This window comes from Streptomyces sp. TRD_SC_5 (assembly GCF_056836825.1).
In genome coordinates, this window is sequence record NZ_JBWZZS010000002.1 from 129,498 (window position 1) to 147,479 (window position 17,982).

The 17,982-nt window shown below is 66.4% G+C and carries 13 protein-coding genes and 1 pseudogene; 6 read left to right on the forward strand and 8 right to left on the reverse strand.

The features are described 5' to 3' along the window. Positions 1-48: 48 nt before the first annotated feature. Positions 49-471, reverse strand: coding sequence for a DUF6003 family protein (locus AC1P0E_RS32700; protein ID WP_482746094.1), 423 nt, complete (start codon positions 469-471; stop codon positions 49-51). Between the two features lie 847 nt (positions 472-1,318). Between AC1P0E_RS32700 and AC1P0E_RS32705 the strand changes: the two genes are divergently transcribed. Together AC1P0E_RS32705 and AC1P0E_RS32710 are read left to right on the forward strand one after the other, a co-directional pair. Next, positions 1,319-2,179, forward strand: coding sequence for a helix-turn-helix domain-containing protein (locus AC1P0E_RS32705; protein WP_482746095.1), 861 nt, complete (start codon positions 1,319-1,321; stop codon positions 2,177-2,179). 472 nt (positions 2,180-2,651) lie between these two features. Continuing rightward, positions 2,652-3,047: a DUF2267 domain-containing protein gene (locus AC1P0E_RS32710; RefSeq protein WP_482746096.1), complete on the forward strand. Its 396-nt coding sequence runs from the start codon at positions 2,652-2,654 to the stop codon at positions 3,045-3,047. A 515-nt stretch (positions 3,048-3,562) separates the two neighbouring features. Here the strand turns inward: AC1P0E_RS32710 and AC1P0E_RS32715 are convergent. The 3 genes from AC1P0E_RS32715 to AC1P0E_RS32725 form a co-directional block, all read right to left on the reverse strand. Further along, positions 3,563-3,925, reverse strand: coding sequence for a hypothetical protein (locus AC1P0E_RS32715; RefSeq protein ID WP_482746097.1), 363 nt, complete (start codon positions 3,923-3,925; stop codon positions 3,563-3,565). A 445-nt stretch (positions 3,926-4,370) separates the two neighbouring features. Next, entirely contained in the window at positions 4,371-4,580 is a 210-nt protein-coding gene (locus tag AC1P0E_RS32720) for a hypothetical protein (RefSeq protein WP_482746098.1), read from the reverse strand. A 77-nt stretch (positions 4,581-4,657) separates the two neighbouring features. Next, positions 4,658-7,906 carry an RHS repeat-associated core domain-containing protein gene (locus AC1P0E_RS32725; RefSeq protein ID WP_482746099.1) on the reverse strand — a complete coding sequence of 1,083 codons (3,249 nt, stop codon included), beginning with the start codon at positions 7,904-7,906 and terminating at the stop codon, positions 4,658-4,660. 682 nt (positions 7,907-8,588) lie between these two features. On the opposite strand from AC1P0E_RS32725, the gene AC1P0E_RS32730 reads away from it, so the two are divergent. Beyond that, positions 8,589-9,470 (forward strand): RNA polymerase sigma factor SigF, encoded by an 882-nt coding sequence (locus tag AC1P0E_RS32730; RefSeq protein WP_482746100.1) that lies wholly within the window; start codon positions 8,589-8,591, stop codon positions 9,468-9,470. Between the two features lie 344 nt (positions 9,471-9,814). After that, on the forward strand, positions 9,815-10,879 hold the full coding sequence (locus tag AC1P0E_RS32735) for a cobalamin-independent methionine synthase II family protein (protein ID WP_482746101.1): 1,065 nt from the start codon (positions 9,815-9,817) through the stop codon (positions 10,877-10,879). Positions 10,880-10,933: 54 nt separating this feature from the next. On the opposite strand, the pseudogene AC1P0E_RS32740 reads toward AC1P0E_RS32735, so the two are convergent. Next, a pseudogene (locus AC1P0E_RS32740) lies at positions 10,934-11,574 on the reverse strand (IS701 family transposase); the annotation flags it as partial. A 587-nt stretch (positions 11,575-12,161) separates the two neighbouring features. Here AC1P0E_RS32740 and AC1P0E_RS32745 point away from each other — a divergent pair. Next, positions 12,162-12,590 (forward strand): ATP-binding protein, encoded by a 429-nt coding sequence (locus tag AC1P0E_RS32745; protein WP_482746102.1) that lies wholly within the window; start codon positions 12,162-12,164, stop codon positions 12,588-12,590. Between the two features lie 351 nt (positions 12,591-12,941). Then, positions 12,942-13,340 carry a MarR family transcriptional regulator gene (locus AC1P0E_RS32750; RefSeq protein ID WP_482746103.1) on the forward strand — a complete coding sequence of 133 codons (399 nt, stop codon included), beginning with the start codon at positions 12,942-12,944 and terminating at the stop codon, positions 13,338-13,340. Positions 13,341-13,373: 33 nt separating this feature from the next. Here the strand turns inward: AC1P0E_RS32750 and AC1P0E_RS32755 are convergent, their stop codons facing one another. The 3 genes from AC1P0E_RS32755 to AC1P0E_RS32765 all read right to left on the reverse strand — a co-directional run bounded on the left by AC1P0E_RS32755 (position 13,374) and on the right by AC1P0E_RS32765 (position 17,858). Beyond that, positions 13,374-14,567, reverse strand: a complete 1,194-nt coding sequence (locus AC1P0E_RS32755) for a PP2C family protein-serine/threonine phosphatase (protein ID WP_482746104.1) — start codon at positions 14,565-14,567, stop codon at positions 13,374-13,376. A 1,121-nt stretch (positions 14,568-15,688) separates the two neighbouring features. Continuing rightward, positions 15,689-16,189: a MarR family winged helix-turn-helix transcriptional regulator gene (locus tag AC1P0E_RS32760; RefSeq protein WP_482746105.1), complete on the reverse strand. Its 501-nt coding sequence runs from the start codon at positions 16,187-16,189 to the stop codon at positions 15,689-15,691. A 499-nt stretch (positions 16,190-16,688) separates the two neighbouring features. Continuing rightward, complete coding sequence (locus tag AC1P0E_RS32765) at positions 16,689-17,858, reverse strand: globin domain-containing protein (RefSeq protein ID WP_482746106.1); 1,170 nt, start codon at positions 17,856-17,858, stop codon at positions 16,689-16,691. Positions 17,859-17,982 lie beyond the last annotated feature (124 nt).

Sequence of the window (17,982 nt, forward strand, 5' to 3'; positions counted from 1 at the left end):
CCCGTAGGTGCAGCATGTCGTGATGTCCAGGCGGCGTCGCGGGCGAGGTCAGACGGTGAGACGGCCGATGTCCTGGGGGTCCAGGCCGGTCAACTGGACGATGCGCGGCGCGGGAACCCCCGCGGTCAGGGCCCGGTGCACGAGAGCTTCCCAGTTCTGGGTCGTGTCCCGGAATTCCAAGAGTTCGCTCTCCATGTCCGTGACCGACTGAGGAGCGCACTCCTGCTGGACCCGCAGCGCCTCCTCCTCGCCCAACGGCACGGGCAGGCGCTCCGCGTCCTCGGGGATGAACGCCTCCGCCTCGGCGGGAAGGATCCGGACCTGCTCCGAGGAGGCCGACACGCCGTGGGCCTGCAGCCAGCCGTGCACGGCGGGTGTTTCCGCGCACTCCAGAACCCCGACGGCAGCCAGCGCTGCCCCCAGCCGAGGATGCCGGTCAGGAAGAAGGAACAGGTAAGCGTCAGTAGCCATCGCGTGGGATCGCCTTCTCAATCGGACATCAGCGGCGCCTTGATGCTAGCGCTCCCACGCCACACCGAATCCCACTCTCATCCAGCCCGGCTACACCCGTCAGCAGAGAAGGACGCTGAGGACCGCAGCCTGACGATCTCCCACTCGGCTCCGGGGGGAATGGCCCGGGAGCGGACGATCACACAGCCGAGGCCAGGCAGACGTTTCCGACCGCGCAGCAACAGGACCCAAACAGGGGCACCCCACTACACCCAGGAAAAACCCCTCGAAGGACCGGTCACTGCGACAGACGACCGAAGGTCATCGACGACGCCATGCCGACCTTCGCCATCGCGTTGAAGAACAAGGGGCCTTCCCACCCCAGAGATCGCGAAGCAGCTGCTCATCGAGGGACGCTCGCCGAGGCCGAGACATCACAGCAAACCACGGCCTGGCGCTCCGGCCCAGGTCCGTCCGGATCCCCGGCCCAAGGACACCCCCGAGGAGATCGACCTCCGCGAACGCCTCCAGTCCCAGCCCTCCCGAGCACGGAGATCCGCAGCTAGACCCCGTGATCGTTCTCAGCAAAGTACAAGGGAACTCAAGGGATGTCGCACAGTCCTTGGGAACTGCCGGTGATCGCAACCTCGGCAAATTGTGGCGGCAGTCGGGCAAACCTTAAGCAGGCACTTGGCTAAAACGGCCACCGGACAGGTCCGGTGGCAGCGGGCATCTCCGGGGCAAATTACAGGGTCACAATCCGTTGTAGCTGCCAACGAACACGGCGGCATGGCGCGTGATCGACAACCTTTGCTCCATGGCAACGTTTTGGCTTGAGTACTGACTTGGAGCCGGAGGTACAGCGCCCGTGGCGGCGAACGGAAACCCCACCATCAGGAGACGCCGAGTCGGAGCGGAGCTGCGCCGGCTCCGACTGGCCAGCGGCCTGACGGGTGGGCAGGTGGCGGCACACCTATTGATCTCCCAGCCCAAGATCAGTCACATCGAGACTGGGCGCCGTGCCATCAGCCCCCGCGATGTGCGCGACCTCTGCGCTCTCTACAACGTCACAGATCAACAGGTCGTCGACTCACTCATGGAGATGGCCAGCGAGTCGAACCGGCAGGGCTGGTGGAACGCCTATGGGGATCTTCCGTACAGCGCCTACGTCGGCCTGGAGACGGAGGCCACCGCGATTCACTCCTACGACCCCCTGGTGGTCCCCGGCTTGCTGCAGACAGCCGCCTATGCCCGCGCGATCATCAAGGAAACGATTCCCCGTCTCACTGCCAAGCAGGCCGCCGCGCGCCTTGAGGTGCGGATGCGCCGCCAGCACCGGATCAACCACCCGGCCCGGCCCGGGCGCCTGTGGTTCGTGCTGGACGAATCAGCGTTGCACAGGATCGTCGGCAGCCCCGACATCATGCGCGAACAACTGGAGCACCTGAGCCACCTCGCTGCCCAGCCCCACATCACCGTGCAAGTACTCCCCTACAGCGTGGGAGCCCACCCCGGTTTGACGGGCCAGTTCTCCATCCTCCAGTTCGCCGACGCCCCGGAAGCAGGCGTGGTGTACCTGGAGAGGTACACCAGTGACCTGTACCTGGAGAAGCCAACCGACGTGCAGCTCTACAGCATGATGTACGCCCACCTGCAGGCCCAGGCGCTGAGCCCGAGCACCACCCGGCAGTTCATCACCGATACGGATCCATGCATGGGCCCCGGGTGACGAGCAGACGTAGTCGCGGATGCAACGCCCGCCGTCGCCAGTGCTCCGCCGCGGCCTGCTGCCCCCTACGACATTCATTTCCACGCGGTCGCCCACCTCTGAGCATAAGGGCGCGCTGCTCCTGGATCCGCCGCCGCTCCGGCATGAGCTCACCGGCGCTAGCACGGCATCAGGTTACGTCCGCCCCGTCGTCATCCCGTACCTCCTGAGGCACTGCCGATCAAGGTTGGCCGCGTGATCTCCTCAGCGGTGAGCACCAGCGCGAAGCCCGACGCCGTACGGCCAGTTCTGGTTCCTGGCGGGGCTAGTCGTGTGGCTGTCGCGTCGGCGCTGACCGCGAAGGCCCCTGGCAAACGGGTAGTTTCCCCACCCCGGGCCCCAATGATGACCACGTCCCGGGGCTAAGGCGACCGATCCCGGGCACGCGCGCCCCAGAACAAGCGCACGCCGCACGTCGTGAAGGAGGCCCACCGTGGGAATCGCATGGGACGACTACCTGGCCCAGGTCCAGGACCGTGGCCGGTACACCACCGCACGGGAAGCTGAACGGGCCACCCGCGCGGTCATGACCGCCCTGGGCGCCCACCTGGTGGGTGCTGAACGCAAGGAACTGGCCGACCAACTCCCCGCCCCGTGCCAGCCATTGCTCCTTGACCCGCGGCCGGCCACCACACCGCTCAGCCCACCAGACTTCGTCGAAGCCGTCGCCCTGCTCATCGAAGGCGCCACACCCCAGACCGCCCGCTGGGACGCCAGCGCGGTCCTCAGCACCCTGGCCGACCTCACCGACCAGGACCTGCTGCGCCGCATCCTCATCCAACTCCCACCCGGCTACGCGCCACTGTTCGGCCGCACCGAACTCGCCTGACAGCCGACGCTGTGCACACGGCCGGTGCGCGACATCCACGCTCGAACCGGACTGTGCGATCCGCAGCGGGCGAGGCCTGTTGGGCCGTAGAGGACGGAAAGGGAGCCGCCTTGACGGCCTGCGCATCGGAGAACTGTCGGTCGTTTACGACGCACGCACCACCGGGCCCACTGGTCGGCCATGGATGGGGCCCCGAGCCCAAAGCGCGGTTATTCGGGGCCCCGGAGCGTGCAATCCCCAACCCGTGGGTTTGCACGTTCACCCAACTCAACGGTGCTGGTGAACTTCGGGGCACGGGCATGGCGGAGTGAAGCGTGGCCACACGCTGGCAGGGCGGCCAGCTCCAGGTGCCTGTCAGCGTTATGCGCTCCCTGTCATGCGGCGCGCGAAAGAACCCCTTTCCCACGAACGGTGGCAGAGTGGGATGTGAGCCAGCGGCTGCCCCCGACGCTGGAATGCGGACCCGCTTCCATGGTCCGCACCCCCGCCCCGGCGAAGGCCGGCCAGGGCTCCGCTTAGGGGCCAGCCGTCGCACGGGCGGCCTGCGCCTGACGGAAGTCCAGGTACGCCAATGCCATGACGAGCACCGGGACAATCGTGCACATCAGCACCAGGCGAAGGCGGCCCTCCGTCAAGGTGGCAACCACAATGACCACCACCGCGGCACCGACGACCCCGAAAAACTGCCGGTAGGAGCGGAACCCACCCGTAAGCAACGCCGCGTTCGCCTCATCGGGCTCCTCATCTGCGAACGCGGCACGCACCGGATCGTTCACTCCGTCACGGCGCGCCTGACGCCAGGCCAGGAACCAGCGGGAGAGCAAGTACAGGGCAGTCACACCGAGGAAGAACCACCACCCAGTGGCGGAGTCGGGCAAGCCGCGAGCCAAAGTCATGGACAGCCTCTACCCCTGCATTCGAAAGGAGCACATGATTCCGGATAGCCGCGGCAGCCCGGCATACCTGCAGCTCATGAGGGTGTGCACCGGTGGACGTGTGAAGGGGCTGCCTGATCAGCCAGGTCTAACCCAAATGCGACTGAGGGACACGCTGACAGGCGTGCCTCCCCTACGGGGACGGTGCGGGAGCGGTTGTAGCCGACTCGCGCACCTGAGTATCAGGGGTAGCGGCGGGCGAGGTGGGGCATTCCTCGTCGAGCCTTCCGGGCACGAGGCGCCCGGCGATCTCCCAGCGTTGGGAGAGCTCAGTGTAGATCGGCCCCAGGTCTGGGAGGGGAACCGTTTCACCACCGCGTCCCCTACGGCTGGCGGGCGGGTGCTCCAGCCTCCATCGGCGCCTTGAATGCGGGGATCAGTGCCTGGGTCAGGGTTGTTGCTTCTTGATATTTCCTACAAAAAGGTAGGTCGCAAGTGAGATGCAGGCGACCATGCCGAGTACGACCCACCCTCCACTGTTCCCTGAAGCAATGAGGAAAATTGAGAACACGATGCCAGCAACGGTGAAAAGACCCGCGAAAAACATGTGCCGCTTCACTGAAGCGCGTTGCTCTATGGACCAGCCGATTCGGGGCATGAAGTCGTTCCTTTGTTTGAGGGAAAGCCGGTGGGGCCGGGCGTAAGTTGAAAATGCACCCGGCCCCACTCTAGTTGTCAGCCTCCGACCGCGTTAGATGCTATTTGGCTCGCACTCCACGAGATGGCGTAGCATCCGGCCGTCGCTCCCAGTGATGTGCCGAGCGTTGCGGGGGCCGCTGCGGCTACCGCTGCTCCACAGCCGATGCCTGCAAGGCCACCCACTACAACACCGGCGACGTCTCCCCACAGTGCCTGGGTGTCACCTTCGGCCAGGTGTGCGACACCAGTTATGGCATCGCCGACCGGGCCGAGCGCATCGCCGATGCCACTGAGAGCGTCCAGTCCCTCGGGGTCGATGCGGTTGACGGGGTCGCCCTCGGCGTAGAGGTAGGGGTTCTTCTCCTGGCCACTGGGGTCGGGTGAGTTGAAGCGGCCGATGTTGGGATCGTAGTAGCGGGCCTCGAAGTGGTAGAGCCCGGTCGGGTCCTGGTAGCCGCCAGCGAACTGGTAGGGCTGGGACACGGTTTCGGACGTCGCAGCGCGGGTGACGCCGCGGGGACTGTAGGAGTACGAGCTGACCTTGGTGCCGGCTTCGTCAGCGAGCGCGATGACGGAGCCCAGCGCGTCGGTGAGGTAGTAGTAGCTCTTGCCCCCTGTCGTCATGGAATTCAGCGTGCCCCCGGGTTCCCGGTTGAATCCCATGTCCACACCGGCCGTCGACTTCGCCGACAGGCCGAGCGGCCCGTTGTGGAAGAACGTGTCGCCCAGCTTGATCCGCTCACTTTGGTCCGTCGAGCCGTACTGCCCGGCATACGTCTTGCCGCCTACGGTCAGCGAGGTGAGCTGGGAGTAGTCCGACCACTGCTCGGCCGTACGGGCCTGAGCCGTGGTCGAGGCCCCTGCGGTCTCGTTGCCTGCCCGGTCGTAGGACCAACCGGTGGTCACGCCGTTCTTCGCCGTCAGCTGGGAGGCGTCGTTGTAGGTGAACGTCGAGCCGGAGCCGGGGCAGGTGCCGGTGTCGGCCTGCGAGGTGAGGTTTCCGGCCGGGTCGAAGCAGTACACCCACGTCGTCTTCAGCGTGGTTCCTGCGGTTTCCTTGGCCAGTGTCATACGCCCGGCACTGTCATAGGAGTACGCCTGCTTGAGCCCGGCTGCCGTGTCGGTACGGGTGCGGATTTTCGATCCGTCCTTGTCCGCCGTGGTCGCGTTGGCGTCGTGGTCGTATCCGTAGGTGTACGACAGGTTGGTCAGAGTGCCCTTGGGCGAGGTCGCCTTGATGGCGGTGGGGCGCCCGGCCTTGTCCGGCGTGACTTCCTGCACCGTGCCACCGGGGTAGGTGGTCTTGGTACGGAGGTCGTTGTTGTTGTAGGTGTAGGTGGTGACCTTTGCTGTGGGGTCCTTGAACTCGCTCAGCCGGTTGGCTGCGTCCCAGGTGTAGTCCGTGGTGCCAGCCGGATCCTGGTAGGTGTCGACGTTGCCCGCGGCCGTGTAAGTCAGACGAGTCTGCGACCCGTTCTGCAGGGTGCGCACCGTTTCACGGGACAGCGGGTCGAACTCGTAGTCCGTGGCTCCCGTACCGTCAGAACGCTGCTTGAGGTTCCCGTCGCCGTCGTAGGAGTAGGTGACGGCCGCGTACCCGCTGGTGTCGACCTTGGTGATGCGGTCACGGTTGTCGTAGGTGTAGAGCGTCGTCACTCCGCGGCCGTCCTTGGCCGTCGCCGGCCGGCCGAGACCGTCGTAGGTGTACGTGGTGACACCGAGCGGCGCCGGCGGGGTGACCTTGGTGAGGTTGCCCTGGGCGTCGTAGGTGAACGACGTGACCTTCCCGCGGGCGTCCTTGACCGTGCACCGCTGGCCTTCGAAGCCGCCGCACGTGGGGGCGGCGTTGTTGTACGTAAAGGACTGCGTCCCGCCGCCGGTGCCAGTGACAGCGACCGATGCGGTGTTGCCTGCTGCATCGTATGTGTAGTCGGTCTTCTCGCCGTCGGGGGAGGTCATCGAGCCCGGCAGGTCGGAGCCTGCGACCGTCTGGTAACTGGCCACGGCGCTGGCGCCGGTCGGCAGCTTCGCCGACGTCGGGTTGTTGCGGGCGTCCCACCCGTAGGTCGTCACGTTGCCGGGGGTGGTAGTGCCGACGCCCATCGCGTCGGTCGCCGTCTGCAGGTTGTTGTTGGCGTCGTACGTCCGCGACCGCGAATGGCCCAGGGCGTCGGTGACCTTGGAGACCTTCCCCTTGTCGTCGTGCTCGTACTTCGTCGCGTGCTGCTCGGGGTCGGTCACCGTCGTCGTTCCTGCTGTGGAGGAGGCGGTGGCCGAGTAGGAGTAGGTGTAGGTGGGGCCGGTGTGCGCGCCGTTGAAGGCAGTCGCCCGCAGCATCGAAGTGACGCGGTTCTCAGCGTCGTAGGTGAAGACCGTGACCCGCCCATCCGGGGTGGTGATCTTCGTCAGTCTGCTTGAGGAGTCGTAGCCGAACTCCGTGGCTTTGCCCTCTGTGTCAGTGGTCCTGGCCAGGCCCCCGGACGCGTTCAGGTCGAAGACGGCGGTGCGGCCGGTGTGGTCCTTCGCCTGCCACTGCGACGCGTTGGTCTTGACCAGGTCCACCCAGCGGCCCGAGCGGGTCTCGGTCAGCTTGAATCCCTTGTGCTCGCCGGTCTCGTCGTGCTGGGTAACCGTGATGGAGCCGTTGTTGCGGTCGGTCACCTTGGTGAGAGTGCCGCCGGCGTTGTACGTGTCCTTCGATCCGGACTTACGTGTGGTCAGGGTGTACGTGCCGTCCGCGTTCTTCTTCAGGTCCTTCGAGTAACCCGTCGGCGACTTGAAGGTGCCGTCGGCGTTCTGAGTGAAGCGGACCGCGTCGCCGGTCGCGTCGTACAGGACCACTTCCGAGGTGAAGACCTGCAGGTAGCGCTCGTAGCCCTGCCACCAGCGCTGCGAGACCTTGCCCCAGGGAGCGTCGAAGGAGCTGTAGGTACGCGCCAGTTGGAGCGTCTGGCCGACGCCGGCGACGTCGAAGTCGGTACCGGCCAGCATCAGGTTGCCGTTGGAATAGTTCACCCGGGCGACCAGGGAGTCGGTAATGCGGAAATTCGATATCTGGTGCCAGGGCACCGAACCCTGGCCCTCCGGGACGTACATGGTGACACCGGCGTCGGCCGACAGTGCGCTCGACGACGCGTCACCGGACTTGCTGGTACGGGCTTTTTGTGAGGACGAGGAATGGGCGCGCTCCTTCTGGGCAGCGCGCCACTGCGCCTCGGCCTGCGACGGCGCGGCCTCGCTCTTCGTGGGCGGTGGTTTCGTAGCGCCGGTCTTGACCGGCGGCACCGAGAGCTTGGGGTCGTCCTTGCCCCATACCGAGGACGACTGAGTCGGCCTCTCGACTGGAGCAGCTGCCGCCGGCAGCGCTCCGGCCGTTACCGCCAGTGCGGCAACGGTTGTAGTGAATAGTCGTCTTGCGCGGATCCGTGCACGCCGAGACGACATGCCCATGACAGATTGGCCCACGAACTTCCCCCAGGGAAATTGAAATACTCCGGCGACCCAATGGTCGTGGGAGAACGCGGCTGGCGGCACTTCGCGGGCACAGCTCCCGAACGGACGACTTAACGGGGTCCCCAAGTTTCCACCGAGCAACAGTTGCTACCCTACACACGTTCAGGCAGTTTTGAGAGGTCCGGCGAGCAACTCTTGCTGGGCTTCCCGCGATTTCTTGCAACGTGGAGCCGGGGCACGACATGAAGACTCGGCGGTCAGCGGCCCTGAGGATCATGCGACCGGAAAGCGAGCTGTGGATCAACAGTGGGGCCTGCACCATCCGCGCAGAACGCCTTCATCCCGTGCCACCCGGGCAGATGGCCGCCACGCATCTACTGGCGGCTGCGGATCCCGACGGGCAGTGGCGCAGACGTGGAGCAAATGATCATTTCATGACCTCGGCATGCCCGTGCTCCGGTAGGCGGAGGACGCACGCGCCATCCCAGGTGGCGCACGGTGAGAAGGAATAGACATGACGGCCACCTCTGCCAGAAACGGTGCGACGAGGGGGGGCGCCACCGCGGCACCCGCCTGCGACCCGGCCCGGAGGGGCGATCTGCCTTGGATCGAGGATGCGGGAAACGTCGCCCCGAAGGATGCACGGGCTGTGTCGAAGTTGTTTTTCGACCGGCTGCAGGTCCTCGAAGAAGGCACGCGCGAGTATCAGTACGCGCGTAACACTCTCATCGAGATGAACCTGTCACTGGTGAAGTTCGCGGCGCGCCGGTTCCGCAATCGGGGCAGCGGCGAGATCGAGGACATCGTCCAGGTCGGTACGATCGGGCTGATCAAGGCCATCGACCGCTTCGACCTGTCCCGAGAGGTCGAGTTCGCCACCTTCGCCGTTCCCTACATCGTCGGCGAGATCAAGCGGTTCTTCCGTGACACCAGCTGGGCTGTTCACGTGCCGCGGCGACTGCAGGAACTGCGGGGGGATCTCGCGAGGGCCAAGGAAGACCTTGCTGCCACCCTTGACCGCGCCGCCACCGTCAAGGAGCTCGCTGAGCGGCTCGAACTGGGTGAGGAAGAGGTCATTGAGGGCCTGGTGGCCTCCAACGGATACACCGCCGGCTCGCTCGACATGCCCAACGATCTCGGCGAAGGGGCCCGCACCTTGGCGGACACGCTGGGGGAAACCGACGCCGCGATGGAAATCGTGGAGGATTTGCATGCCCTGGCTCACCTGCTCAACCGCCTTGAGGACCGGGAGCGAAGGATTGTGGAGATGCGCTTCGGCCGCGAGATGACTCAGGCGCAGATCGGCAGCGCACTTGGCATCTCCCAAATGCAAGTCTCCCGGCTGCTCAGCCGCATCCTGACCAACCTCCGGACTGGCATGCTCACCGGCCACTGAGACGGTCAAGATCATCTCTTGTTCTTTCGCAGGCCAGAGCTGCCTGCGAAAGAACAGAGGATGGCCTGGCCCAGGGGCGGTGGCGGGGTCAGCCGCCGACACGGCCTGCGGTACCTAAATGGCTATCACTGTGCGGCCCTCTACCGAGAGGCTCGATCGAGTGAACCTCTGCCGGGTGTGCCGCCTCATTGGACCGGAAGCTCCGGCAGGTTCAAGGTCCTCAGGTACAGGAACACTGCCTGCGGCGATTGCGCCGGTGAGCCGCTTCGGAGTGATGGACCGACTCTCCTGAGCGAGTTTCCGGCTGGGTCGGGGCGCGTGCGGGGGCCTCTATGGTGCGGATCATGAGCATCCCCACCGAGCCGATCGGCAGCCTTCCCCGTCCGCATTCCCTGCTGCAGGCGCTCGTCGAGCACGCCGAAGAACGGCTGACCGATGCGGAGCTGGCGAAAGTCCAGGAGCAGGCCGTCGCCGACACACTGGCCAGGCTGGAGCAGTTGGGCTGCGCGGTCCTGGTCGACGGTGACCAGGCCAAGCCCAGCTCCATCACCTACCCCCTCCAGGGGCTCACGACCCTCGATCCCGATGGCGTCGTCATCCCCTACGTGGACGGCCACACCCGGCAGCTGCCCCGCCTGACCTCAGGTCCCTTCCGCTACCAGGTCCGCGCGGACACCTACCTCCGCGCCGCCCAGAACCACACCGATCGCCCGATCAAGCAGGCCGTGGTCGCGCCCTCCGCTCTGAGCCTGCTGTATCCGAGCGGGCCCATCGACGGCTACTCTCGCGAGGCGTTCCTGCGGGATCTCGCCAACGAGGCCGAGGCCGAGATCCGAGCCTGTCTCACTGCGGGCGCCCACTGTGTGCAGCTGGACTTCACCGAGGGGAGGCTGTCGCTGAAGCTGGACCCGTCCGGCGGTGTCCTCGACGACTTCATCGCCCTCAACAACGAGGTTCTGGACCGGTTCAGCGAGAAGGAGCGGGCCCGTCTCGGCGTGCACACCTGCCCGGGAGCGGACCACGACTCCACCCACAGCCTGGACGTCGACTACGCAGGTCTGCTGCCGAGGCTGTTCCGGCTCAAGGTCGGCAACTTCTACCTTCAGCTGGCCAGTGAGCCGGACCCCGAGCGCGTTCTGAAGGTCGCCGCCGACCAGCTGCCCCCCGGCATCCGCGTGTTCGTCGGCGTCACCGACCCGATCGACACCACGGTCGAGCCCCCCGAAGAGGTGCGCGACCGAGTCCTGCTCGCCGCCCGCTATATCCCCGTCGACCAGCTCGGTACCTGCGACGACGCCGGCTTCGCCCCGTACGCCGACGACGACTCCACCTCGCGCGACCTCGCCTTCGCCAAGATCGAGGCCCGCGTGCGAGGCACCGCGCTCGCTGCCCAAGCCCTCGGCCTGTAACCGGCCCCTGCAGCTGAGTGCTTCACTCGACGTGCCGCCAGGTGAGGCACTCAGTCACATCTGAGTTGCGGCGTGTCGCCGGTAGTGACTGGTGCGTGATCGGGCTTGATGGCGTCGTCTCCACTCCGACCATCTGAGGCGGTGGGCCAGGTTGGACAGCGGCTGGACGACGAGTGCGATGAACAGATGCTGGATCTCTTTGCAGGTCAGCGGGATGAGATCACCGGAGGCCGGGCGGGTGTGTTCGTCGGCGCGGACGACGGCGAGGAAGGCGTGGGCGAGTATGGCGAGGGTGACCCAGTGGCCCCAGGGGGCAGCAGCGGAGTTGGTGCTCGCCCAGGTGGGCCAGCCCCTTCTCGGTCTGGAATGTCTCCTCCACCCGCCACCGTGATCCGGCAACCCTGACCAGGGTGGTGAGCGGGACCCGTGAGGTGAAGTGGCAGCAGCAGTAGGCGAGTTCGCCGGTGGTGCGGTTGCGGCGGATCAGCAGCTGCCGGTGGCCGGGGCCGGGCTCGCCCAGCTCGATGAGGGCCCAGTCGTAGAAGCGGTTACCCTTGGCTCCCGCGCCTGCCGACAGCTTCTGTCAGGCCCCGTTTCGGTACCTTCGCCGCCAGTTGGTCGGCGCGGAACTTGCCCGACTTGGCGGTGACTTCGGCCGAACAGGCCACCGCGAGGACATACCCCAGGCCGCGTTTGGTCTGAACACACGAGGGGCCCTGGTGCTGGATGGCACCAGGGCCCCGGGGTCAACACCATCTACCGGCTACTTCTGTGCCGGTTTCTTGTTTCCGCATCTCCGCCCAGGGGGTTGGGCGCGGTGCGGGGATCGCTGTTGTGTGACCGGGGACCACCTTCCTTTCGGGGGCCTTCGGTACCCGAGCGGACTCTTCCTCGCCCGGGCGATCCTGATGGTGTCTGCCTCCTTTTCCTTGCGATCAATCTGTCGTACTGCTGGAACCGCGGGACTGCTCGCGGCCCCTTTGGGCCGCCGGCCCGGCAGCCAATCTCAGGACCCTGGCGCATCCGGCCCTGAGGTTCCGCTGCCGTGCCACAACTCGCTTGAACCTGCATGCGCGGCAGTTCGTCTCTGCCGCGCCTCACTCCGCTGTCCTGGCTACGAGCAAAACCCTACCCCACCAAACGGCAATGTCTACTACCGTCATGGCAGTTTTCCTCCCGCTGGAGACGCCGGGATTCTGTCGCCCCCGTGTGGAAGCCGATTGAGCGGGCACGCTACCCATTCTGCAAAACGGCACAACCGATCTAGGTGGGGTGTACGTGCATGAACGACACAAAAATCACCAACACGGTTGCCTCGCACCGGACGATGGGCGACAGCACGGCCGACGTCCATCGCGGCCGCGACATCACCCGCGCATTCACCGACAGCCTTAGCCCCGCACCGACCGCGGACGTGGCAGACACACTCGTCCTGGTGGTGTCCGAACTCGTCACCAACGCCCTGCGCCACGGCGGCGGCCGCTACACCCTCGAACTTTCCGCCAGCCCCGACACGGTGAGCGCCGCAGTCAGCGACCCCAGTCCCACTCCCCCACGCGAGGTCACCCCCGACCTCAACGGCGGCAGCGGAGGCTTCGGCTGGCACATGGTCCGCCGCCTGACCGACAGCGTGACCATCACAGCCGGCCCTGGCTCCGGAAAAACGATCACCGCAGTGATGGCCCGGACTCATGACGACTCGACGGAGTAAGCGGGTACTGCAGAGCGGCAACGGGCGCTATTCCGGCATGACAACGCAGTGCATGCGTCGCGGGCACCGGGGCACAAGGTGGCACACGACCTCAGATGCGGGGCCAGTCAGCTCAACCGTCTCGCCCCAGTTGCGACATTCCAGCAAGTATGACGCTTGGGCAGGGATACTTTCGGCACAGCGGGCAGACGACGAGTATTGGATTCGCCCAATGCGTGCCGCGAGAGCGTCAGCCTCCTGCAGGGGTGCACAACTGTTCATGGGAGTGACGGCCGTATGGACCTCGCGGGACCACCAGAGGGCCCACTGCACGCCCAGTCAGTCCAGGTGGCTGAGGCCGCAGAAGATGTAGTGGCCGCATGGACACAGGCATCTCGCGCCGCATCGCCCCGGCTGTCGGCGCTCCAGTGGGAAGCACTGCTGATCACGTGGCGCAAGCCGGGTATCAACCTCACGCGGCTGGCCGATGAAGTCGGTGCCACTCCCCCTGCTGTCAGCAGGCTGTGCGATCGCCTCGAAGCAGCCGGCCTGTTGCGCCGCGAGCCCGGCCGCACGAGTCGGCGCGAGATCGGACTGGTCCTGACTGCGGCGGGGCACGAACTGATCGATGCTCTACTCGCCCGCCGATACGCACGGTTTGGCGAGGTGCTCAGCAGAATGCCGTCGGCCGAACGAGCGGACCTCCTGACCGGACTGCTGGCCTTCTCGAAGGCCGCTCAGCTCGCCGAAACCGACCAGGCGCGGGATTAGCCGGCCCGGTCCGTCAGGGCAGCAGAGTGCTGGTCACGCGGGGGTCGGCCTGCCGTGCCAGTCCATGCACACGACGGCGGCGTCGTGCGAGAGTTCGTGACTGCCGTGGTACTGCACCAATCCGTCGACCACGGCGCGTGCTGTTTCGTGCGTCGACGAGCTGCGCGTGGCAGCAATGGTCTCGCGCAGAGCGTTCTCGCCAAAGAGGCTGCCGTCCCGCGACTGGGCCTGGTGCACGCCGCTGCTGACGATGACCAGGCGGTCTCCCGGTTCCATGGTCAGTGACTGCTCGCGGTATTCCGTTTCTTCGAACATGCCCAGCGGCATCTGGGTCTCGAGTTCGATTCGCTCCACCACCTCCTGCCGGTGGCGGAAAAGCTGTGGAGAGCCGGCGTCCACCACCTGGACCTGCCCCGTAGCCAGATCGAAGCGCAGCAGAAGGGTCGCCGAGTAGAGCGCTCCTGCGTACTCGCCGTAGATGGCCTGGTCAGCGAGGGATGCCTGGTCGGCGAGGGAGATCCCCGCCCTGCGCGCGTTGCGCAGTGCGCTGACGGCGAGATTGGTCAGGAGAGCTGCTTGGATTCCTGTCCCTTTGCCGTCGGACACCGTGATGGTGAGGTGGTCGTCGGTGCTGGTCCAGTCGAAATTGTCCCCGCCGATCGCATAGGCGGGCTCGAGGTGGGCGCCGAGGGTGTACTCGTCCTGGGTGAACCCTCGGCCGGGCAGGAGCTGCCACTGCATTTCCGCCGCAAGGGTCAGACGTCGGCGTCTGCGTCCCTGGAGGTACAGGTCGGTGTCTCGCTCGGCGACGAGCAGTTCGTGTCCGATCGCCGTGGCGAAGGCCGCCAGCTCCAGCACTCCTGGAGTGCCCTTGGCCGGCTCCGGTAGATGCACGGACAGCACGCCCAGCCGGTCTCCGCGCACGGTAATGGGCAGGTGCACCGTGACCATGCCGGGCTCTGCAGCGACCTCCACGACCGCGGCCTGCGTCGAGAAGGCACGGCCGGCCGGGTGCTCGCCATGCACGGGTACCGCTTCCCCCGTTTGCGGCAGAAGGATCACCGGCTGGAGCACGGTCAGGCCGTAGTCGGCGAGGAGCAGGCTCACCCAGCGGGCGTCCAGGTAGGTGGCGAGCAGGGAGCGCGCCGTGGACAACAGACGGGTAGGCGGCGCCGCCCGCAGGGCGCTTTCGGCCGCGCCGAGCCAACCGCTGGACTGGTCAGTCATGATCTCTTCTCTCATCATCCAGCTCAGGCTGCGCGCGGATGGCGAAGGTGTCGGTCACCACAGCGCGTCACCACACGCTCCATCCTGCCTCCGCTGGGCCCGCATGGCCATCATCAGTAGCGGGGAACTCAGCCGCTTGCCGCAGGCACGGCGGGTGATTCCGTCAGCACGGAAACAGTTGCTGGGCGGCAACGATACCGGTTGTCGGAGGACCCGGGCAGGCGGGCTGTACACGCGCGTGATGCTTGGTCACCGCCTCGTGCGAATCCCGCCGACCAAGGCAGGGGCTGGGCCGGTGCGCGGTGCAGGACTGCCATGCCTTCACCGCCGGGACTGGCCGCTCGATCGTCGTCTCTGGATGCGGTCAGGGCGGCCTCGGACGTCGGCGTACACCCATTGGCTGGTGGCGCTTACGTCGCACGCGCCCTCGACGTAGGAGGTGTCGTAGTCGCCGGCCAGCGAGCGTTTCACCAATGACCACTGCTTGGGGCACGGTTTCGGCATTCCCGCCTGAGGACGGCCGGGCGGTCACCCACCGGAGTCTGGTTCGCCATAAGCCGTTGAGCGGGGGACGTGTACTCGCCCTTGCTGATTTCCTCCAAAAGATCCGCACGTGTTCAACAGGTACTGCGATGCGGACTCTGCATCGACGACCCAGGCCTTGTCGTCGGCCCGCTTGTCGAAGTCACCCTTGCCCGGCGCATGCTTTGGCGGCGTGGGCGCCGGTTGGGCCTGAGTGCTCTTCTTTGGTGTCGTTGCACTGAGGTGTTGCCACCCATCCCGCCCCCTCGCCTGATGAGCATCCCGCCGTCAATGCCACCGCGGCCACCCACGCCGTGAAGGCCCCCGCTCCTCGCGCATGCCCCCTCCGCGCCTAATTACAGGCCGTCACCGCCCGGTCGCAGCTGCCCCCCAAGGAGTGAGGGCGGTCGGGGGCGACGTGGCCGGCTGGCCACGCTCGCGGGCAAGCACTCGGGCCTGGACCCAATCATTGTCTTGTGACAATATTGCGCGTGGGGCAACGGTTGAGGGTCTTGATGTAGCCCGTCTCGGCGTAGGGCAGCGGTGAGCCTGAGGTGGGAGCGGGCCGGAAAGCCGCATCAACGGGAACGTGGCAGGTTCTAGGCGATGTCCGCGGAGCGCTCTTGCCCACTTGCCTCGCCGGCAAGGCCGAGGTGTGCGGCGGCCGTTTGGAAGGCTTCCAGGCCTTCGGCGAGTGCAGCCAATTGCGACGGAGACATTTCCTGCAGCACCGTCTCGACCTCACGCGCCCGGAACGCCCGGAACTCGGCAAGGACAGCGCGTCCTTGCCGACTCAGGCGCACCTCGATCTCTCTGCGGCTGGTCGTGCTTGGGTATCGCTCGACGAGCCCGGCCGCTTCCAGACGGTCGCACAGACGGCTGACAGACGACGGCCGCGTCCCGAGTGCCTCGCCCAACGCGCGTAGGTTGGCACCCTTCTGCCCTTCCAGTGTCGTGAGCGCGCGTAGCTGTGAAGGAGAAACAGGACCTGAAGGTGCGGCTTCCTGCCCACGCCCCCAGAGCATTTGAAGGAGCTCCGACACCGCGCACGCAGCGTGAGCCACCTGTTCATGGTCAGCGGAATGCAGAGTGCGGGGCATTGGGCCACTCTCTCACCCGGGAGAGTGGTTTGTCAGCTCCCGCCAATGCGTCCAGCGACCCCGCGCGTGCGTCTCTACCGTTGGGGTGGCTGTCTTGCCTGTCCAGCTTCGGCTCCGGCTGTGCGGCTGCCCCACCTCAATTGGTAATGGAAAGGCCGCTGTACTCGCGCTGACCCTGGAGCCGTTCATGGAGAATGCGGGGCTAGTCCTGCGGTCCGAGATCCGTGGTCGGCAGATCAGCGGATCTTGTTCGCTGGAGTGCTGTCGGTCCTGCGGGGCTGTGAAAGGTGATCAACCGCTATGGGGTTCGCTGCCCGGTTTTCCGGGGAAGCCGGTGTTCGCCACGGGCGCTGTCGGTGCGAAGGTCAACGGGGTCAACGGTTCGGCGATGCGGGCGGGCCGTTGCACGACGGACGCCGCCGCGAGGTCCGGTCCCTCAGGAGCCTACGCCTCGGTGCGCAGCGGAGGAGTCAGCGGGAGGGGGTGTGATCATTGCGGGTCACGGCTCTTGGCTTTCCGGTCTTCGAGAAGATGTGAGGGATGCGTTCAAGAAGGGGTCGCTCAGCGGGTCGTGGTGGATTCGCGACTGCGGTATTCCGCCTCGCCTAAAGAGCTGGGCGGCTGCGGCGACCATGCCTGGTGGGCCGCTCAGGAATGCCTCGTGCTGGCCCCAGGGCCCGAACTCGGCCAGCACTTGCGGCAGGGTGCCTTCCCGGCCCGGGATGCGCTGGTGGGAGACGGTGGCCCGTACGGAGAGCCAGTGGTGTCGCGCGGCCATCCTCAGCATGTCGTCCAAGCCGTAGAGCTCTTCTGCGGTGCGGGCTCCCACGAAGAGGTCGACGTAGCGGCGGCGCATGTGGCTGAAGGCTGCTTCCTCCAGGAGCGCTCGGATCGGTGCGAGACCGGTGCCTCCGGCAACACACACCAGGTCGCGGTCACCGGCTGCGGTCAGCGTCATGTCGCCCTCTGGCGGTCCGAGGGTCACAAGGTCGCCGACGGCCGCGCGGTGCACCAGGGCGTTGCTGACGAGTCCGTTGGGTACGGCGCGGATGTGGAAGGTGAGCGTGGAGTCGGCTCGCGGTGCGTGCGCGGGTGAGTAGTGGCGCCAGGCTTTCGCCTGCCACGGCGTCTTCACACTGACGTACTGGCCCGCCGCATAGGGGTAAGGGGCATCTGGCCGGACGGTGAGCTCGGCGATGCCGTGGCCGCGGTGTTCGTGGCGAATGATCTGGGCCTGCCATGTGGCGGGGCGAAGGCGGGCGTCGTCGGCGGCGGCCAGGATCATGACGCGGGCTGCTGCGTCGTAGGCACGTGTCCAGGCGGCTTCGATCTCTGCAGTCCATGCGGGGCCGGCATAACGGGCAAGGGACGCCAAGAGGCAGGCGCCGACCGCAGGGTAGTGAGCTTCAAGGGCGCCGAACTTCCGGTGGTCTCGCCCTAGAAAGGTGCAGAACCGCACGAGGGCCTCCGGGTCGTCGACGAGGTCCACAATGCGCAGCAGCCCGCGCAGCAGCCGGTCCCTCTGTCCATCCATATTGTCCGGGAAGAGGGCTCTGACCTGTGGATAGCGTGAGAACAGGATCGTGTAGAAGTAGACCGTCAGGTCAGCTGCGTGTGGTTCTACCGCCGCCAGGCCGGCGCGCACGAGGGAGATCTCGTGCGCGGTCATGGGCCGGGGCGCCATCCCGGGAGCGGGCGCAGCCGCAGGGGTCGGCAAGTCGGTGCCTTGTGAGCTCACGGCGGTGGGCTCAGCGCGACGCGTACCGAAGCGTCGGGGCCGCCGTGGTGGGATC